We start from the raw sequence: 5337 nt of genomic DNA, 5'->3' as shown, positions 1-5337 counted from the left end.
GTGGAGGCGGCGGTGCCGACCGGTGAAGGAGCCGGCGGTGGTGCGGTCCTCTCCGATACCGCGCACGCGGCAGATCCGGCCAGGACCGGCACCGTCAGCAGCGCGGCGATCATCGGGAAGATGCGCACAGGCCCAGCTTGGCAGACCAGAAGACCACCTGATCCAGCGACAGCGCGTCGCGGTCTGATCCACTACCGTGTCACTCGTTGCAGTCTCACGCTCGGGAGTCACTCGGATTCCCAGCGCAACCATAGGGGAAAGTCGCAGAGGGGTATCCGCATGGCCAGACACGCTCGACGTGACCGTAAGTTCCGCCTGCTGCTCGCGGCCGCCGTCGCGATAGCCGTGGCGTTCCCGATCGCGTCGGCGTCGGCCAGTTCCTCGGGACCGTCCGGTCCCTCGGCCACGGTGCGTCCCCGGATCGTCGGTGGCACGGAGGCCTCCATCACCGACTTCCCGTACGCGGTGTACCTGACCGACCGCAGGGGTTACCAGTTCTGCGGCGGGGTTCTGGTGAGCCACACCGCGGTCGCGACCGCGGCCCACTGCGCCCGCGCGCTCAACCGGTCCGAGGTCCGCGTCGTCGCAGGCAGGCAGGACGAGCGCACCGACGACGGCATGACCGCCAGGGTCGCCAAGGTCTGGGTCAAGCCGGGATTCAGCGATCCGGGCAAGGGCGACGACGTCGCGGTGCTGACCCTGGACCGGGCCGTGCCCTATCAGCCGGTTTCGCTGCCCGGCCAGGACGATCCCAGGCTCTATGCCGAGGGGACCATCGCGACCGTGGTCGGCTGGGGCCGCACCACCGACGGCGGATCGCGCTCCGAGTACCTGCGTCGCGCGGAGCTGCCCGTGGCGAGCGATACCGGTTGTGCCGACAGCTATCCGAACTACGACGCCCGCTCCATGGTCTGTGCCGGTTACCCGGACGGCGGGATCGACGCCTGCCAGGGCGATTCGGGCGGCCCCCTGCTGGTCGGTGACACCCTGATCGGCATCGTCTCCTGGGGAGACGGCTGTGCCAAGCCCGGCAAGCCCGGGGTGTACACGAGGGTGGCCAGCTACAGCGACGAAATCCGGGCCGCGGCCCGCCTGGATTCCTTGTTCTGATAGTCAGGGCCGGTGAACCTCGCCGGTACCGAACTGACCTCTTCGCAGCTGTACGACCTCCTCCGCTTGCGCGTCGACGTGTTCGTCGTCGAGCAGGCCTGCCCCTATCCGGAACTCGACGGCCGTGACCTTCTGCCCGGCACCCGTCACCTCTGGATCGCGGGGGAGGAGGGCATCGATGCCTGTCTCCGCATCCTCACCGAACCCGGCGGGCACTACCGCATCGGCCGGGTCGCGACATCGCGCAGGGCCCGACGGCAGGGGCTGGGTGCGCGGCTGATGGCGGCCGCGCTCGACTACATCGGCACGGCCGACAGCGTGCTCGACGCCCAGACCTACGCGCAGGGGTTCTACGCGAAGTTCGGCTACCGCCCCGAGGGCGAAGAGTTCGAAGAGGACGGCATCCCGCACATCACGATGTGGCGCCGCGTGGGGCCGTCGCGCTGATCACCTTCACCGCGGTGTCTACTTCGGACTCCGTCAGATCGGCGCGCGCGGTCAGCCGCAGCCGGGAGACGCCGTCGGGCACCGACGGAGGGCGGAAACAGCCGACGCGGACCCCCTGCTCGGCGCAGCGGGCCGCCCAGGCCACCGCATCCTCCGGCGACGGTGCCCGCACCGACACCACCGCGGCCTGCGGCTCGGTGACCGCGAACCCCGCATCGCTCAACTGGCCGTACAGGCGTGCCGCGTTGTCCAGCACCCTGCCCGGCAGGCCCGGCTCCGCCTTGAGCACACCGAGGGCGGCGAGCGCTGCCGCAGCACTGGAGGGGGCGAGCCCCGTGTCGAAGATGAAGCTGCGGGCGGTGTCCACCAGATGCCGGATCACGCGGCGTGGCCCGAGCACGGCGCCCCCCTGAGCGCCGAGGGACTTCGACAGCGTGATGGTGGTGACCACATCCGGTTCTCCGGACAGCCCGGCCGCGTGGACCGCACCCCGGCCGCCCTCACCCAATACCCCGAAGCCGTGTGCGTCGTCCACGAGCAGGGCCGCACCGTGGGCGCGGCAGGCGGCGGACAGTTCCGCCAGCGGGGCGAGATCCCCGTCCACCGAGAACACCGAGTCGGTGACCACCAGCGCCCGGGATTTGCGCCTGGTGGACAGCGCGTGCTTCACGGCGGCGGGGTCACCGTGCGCCACAGCCGCGATGTCGGCGCGGGACAACCGGCACCCCTCGATCAGCGAGGCGTGGATGTAGCGATCGGTGACGATGGCCGATTCCTGGCCGGACAGGGCCGTGACCGCGCCGAGGTTCGCGGTGAAACCCGACGAAAACACCAGGGCGGACTGGGTGCCGCAGAAGCGGGCGAGCTCGTGCTCCAGCTCGGCGTGCAGTTCCGTGGAGCCGGTGACCAGCCGGGAGCCGGTCGCCCCGGCGCCCCAGCGTAGTGCGGCCGCGGCGGCCGCCCCGGCGACGCGCTTGTCCCTGGCGAGGCCGAGGTAGTCGTTACCGGCAAGGTCCAGTTCGGGGCTCACCGGGCTCCGGGGCTGCAGCCTGCGGCTCAGGCCCGTCTCGGCCCGGCGGCCCGCCTCCGCGTCCAGCCAGTCGAAAACCTGCGCTCCCGCACCCTCGCTCGCGTCCACCCGAGCATCCTCTCAAGGCGTGCCCGCAGCGCTGTTTCAGGCCACCCGGACAGCGAACGAGGGCCACCGGCAGGCTGCCGGTGGCCCTCATCACCACGGAAAGGACACGGAAAGGATCAGTCGTGCTTGCGGCGCGCCGGACCGTGCCCGGTACGCCGCGGACGGAAACCGTCGCGCGACTGGCGGGGCCCGCCGAAGCCGCGGGACCGGCCACCCTGCCACTCGCCGCGCGGACCGCCGGAGCGGCGCGGCGAGGGCTCGCGGCGACGCTCGACCACCGGCTCACCGCTCGGCTCGCGAGCCCCGGTGATCCGGGCCAGTTCCGCATCACCCGGACGCACCACGGCCGACTCGGCCCGCACCCCGGCCCGGTCGGTCATCCGGCGCACCATTCGGCGCTGGTCGTGGGTGATCAGCGTGACGACCGTGCCGGAGGCCCCGGCGCGTGCCGTCCGGCCGGCCCGGTGCAGGTAGTCCTTGTGGTCCGCGGCCGGGTCGACGTGCAGCACCAGGCTGACATCGTCGACGTGGATGCCACGGGCGGCGACATCGGTGGCGACCAGCACCGGGGTGTGGCCTTCCTTGAAGTCGGCGAGGACCCGGTTGCGCTGGCCCTGCGTCTTGCCGCCGTGCAGCGCGCCGGCGTGGACTCCCCTGGCACGCAGCCGCTCGGTGAGCCGGTCGACGTGGTGCTTGGTGCGCACGAACATGATCGTCCGGCCCTCGCGGGCCCCGATCTCGGTGACGATGGCCTGCTTGTCCTGGTGCGAGACCTGGAGCACGTAGTGGTCCATGGTGTCCACGCTCGCGGTGACCGGCGCGACCGAGTGCTCGACCGGGTCGGTCAGGTAGGCGTCCACCAGCTTCTTGACGTCCCCGTCGAGGGTCGCCGAGAAGAGCAGCCGCTGGCCGCCCTGCGGGGTCAGGTCCAGGATCTCCCGGACCTGGGGAAGAAAGCCCATGTCGGCCATCTGGTCGGCTTCGTCGAGGGCGACGAACTGCGCGTCGGAGAGCACGCAGGTGCCCTGCCGCACGTGGTCGGACAGCCGTCCCGGGGTGGCGATGAGCAGATCGACCCCGCGGGCCAGCACCTCGGCCTGGCGGCTGAAGGCCATCCCGCCCACGGCGGTCCGGCACCACAGGCCCAGGGACTTGGCGAGCGGGGTCAGCGAGTCGGCGACCTGCATCGCCAGCTCGCGGGTGGGCACGAGCACGAGGGCCCGCGGCCGCTTGGGGCGCGCCTTCCCGCCACCCAGCCTGCCCAGCAGCGCCAGGCCGAAGGCCAGCGTCTTGCCGGAGCCGGTCTGCGCCCGGCCCAGCACGTCGCGCCCGGCGAGCGCGTCGGGGAGGGTGGCCGACTGGATGGGGAACGGCGCATCGATACCGGCCTCCCGCAGGGCCACCAGCAGGGGCTCCGGCAGGTTCAGGTCGGCGAACGAGGTCACCGAAGTGGTCTCGACAGTGATACTCACTAACTGCCTCTCGGACGTGGCACGTCGCAAGGAGGCCCATTGGCCTGCACAGCAGGGCACAGTGTTGTCCTGGGCGTTCACAGGGACGGACCCGGCGCATTGCTGACGCCGTTGGTGGGTGGATTACCGCGAGCCCGAAACTGGCTTGGCTGCGAAGAACAACACTTGTCGACGCTGCCTGTCGCGGTCTGTGATCAGTCTACCGGAACGGTCACGTTCACCGCAGACCGGCCCGTCTCCGTAACCGGTCGATCACCGTGGGGATGTGGAGGTCAAGGCCGCGGGAGACGAACCAGGTCGCGAGCGTGCGCACGTCCCTGGCGAGGAACTCGGGTCCCGCGGGATTGCCGAACACATCGACCACCTGCGGCAGATCGATCAGCACCAGCCTGCCTTCGTGCACAAGGACGTTGTAGGGGGACAGGTCCCCGTGGGCGATCCCTTCCCCGGCCAGCAGGTCGAGGATCCTGCCCGCCTGCCACCACAAATCGTCCAGTGCGCGCGGGTCCGGCCGCAGCCCGGCCAGGCGGGGCGCGGCTTCACCCCGTTCGTCGCCGAGGAACTCCAGCAGCAACTCGGTCCCGTCGCGCTGGACGGGATAGGGGACCGGGACCCCGAGTGTCCACAAGCGACACAATGCGGTGAACTCGGCGGCCGCCCACTGTTCGGCGATGAGGTTGAGGCCGAAAGCGCTGCGCCGCGCGATCGCCCTGTTTTCACGGGACCGCCGCAGCCTGCGGCCCTCGAGGTAACCCGCATCACGGTGGAACTGCCGGTGTTCGGCGGAACGGTAGCGCTTGGCGGCGAGCAGGCACTCCCGGGAACCGTCGGGCAAGGCCCGCCGCAGCAGGTGCACGTCGGCTTCCTTGCCGGACTTGAGGATACCGAGTTCGGTGTCGACCGCGGCCAGTTCGGTCACTAGCCAGTACGGGTGCGGGTCAGGGCCGCGAACCCCGGACTCCCAGGTCGAGAGGCGGTCACCGCCGCCAGGGATTTCCGGTTGCGCGAAGGCCTCCTCGCGCAACTCGGCGAGCCGTGCCCGCTGGGCCTCGGTGAGGCGGCCACGACGGGTGTAGGCCGGGTCTTCGTCCGGGAAGCGCCGACGGCGGCGGCGCGGGGAAAGGTCTTTGTGCTCGCGCACGGGTGGGTTCTCCTCGAGCGGGGCCCCAC

General features: G+C 71.1%; 5 protein-coding genes. 2 read left to right on the top strand and 3 right to left on the bottom strand.

The window, feature by feature from the left end; all coding sequences use genetic code 11:
- Positions 1-279 precede the first annotated feature (279 nt).
- Positions 280-1110: a S1 family serine peptidase gene (locus FNH05_RS31245; RefSeq protein ID WP_144592449.1), complete on the top strand. Its 831-nt coding sequence runs from the start codon at positions 280-282 to the stop codon at positions 1108-1110.
- Between the two features lie 12 nt (positions 1111-1122).
- The gene (locus tag FNH05_RS31240; RefSeq protein WP_144592448.1) at positions 1123-1557 is read left to right on the top strand and encodes a GNAT family N-acetyltransferase; all 435 of its coding nucleotides are present in this window, start codon (positions 1123-1125) and stop codon (positions 1555-1557) included.
- On the opposite strand, the gene FNH05_RS31235 is transcribed toward FNH05_RS31240, so the two are convergent.
- The 3 genes from FNH05_RS31235 to FNH05_RS31225 all read right to left on the bottom strand — a co-directional run bounded on the left by FNH05_RS31235 (position 1523) and on the right by FNH05_RS31225 (position 5308).
- Positions 1523-2695, bottom strand: coding sequence for an 8-amino-7-oxononanoate synthase (locus tag FNH05_RS31235; RefSeq protein ID WP_144592447.1), 1173 nt, complete (start codon positions 2693-2695; stop codon positions 1523-1525). The genes FNH05_RS31240 and FNH05_RS31235 overlap by 35 nt on opposite strands.
- 116 nt (positions 2696-2811) lie before the next feature.
- Positions 2812-4167, bottom strand: coding sequence for a DEAD/DEAH box helicase (locus tag FNH05_RS31230; protein WP_222426760.1), 1356 nt, complete (start codon positions 4165-4167; stop codon positions 2812-2814).
- Between the two features lie 217 nt (positions 4168-4384).
- On the bottom strand, positions 4385-5308 hold the full coding sequence (locus FNH05_RS31225; protein ID WP_144592445.1) for a serine protein kinase RIO: 924 nt from the start codon (positions 5306-5308) through the stop codon (positions 4385-4387).
- Between the last annotated feature and the right edge of the window lie 29 nt (positions 5309-5337).

Source organism: Amycolatopsis rhizosphaerae, assembly GCF_007713715.1.
Taxonomy (GTDB): Bacteria; Actinomycetota; Actinomycetes; order Mycobacteriales; family Pseudonocardiaceae; genus Amycolatopsis_E; species Amycolatopsis_E rhizosphaerae.
Note: the sequence above shows the minus strand (reverse complement) of the source record. Positions and strands in the feature narration are given on the sequence as shown.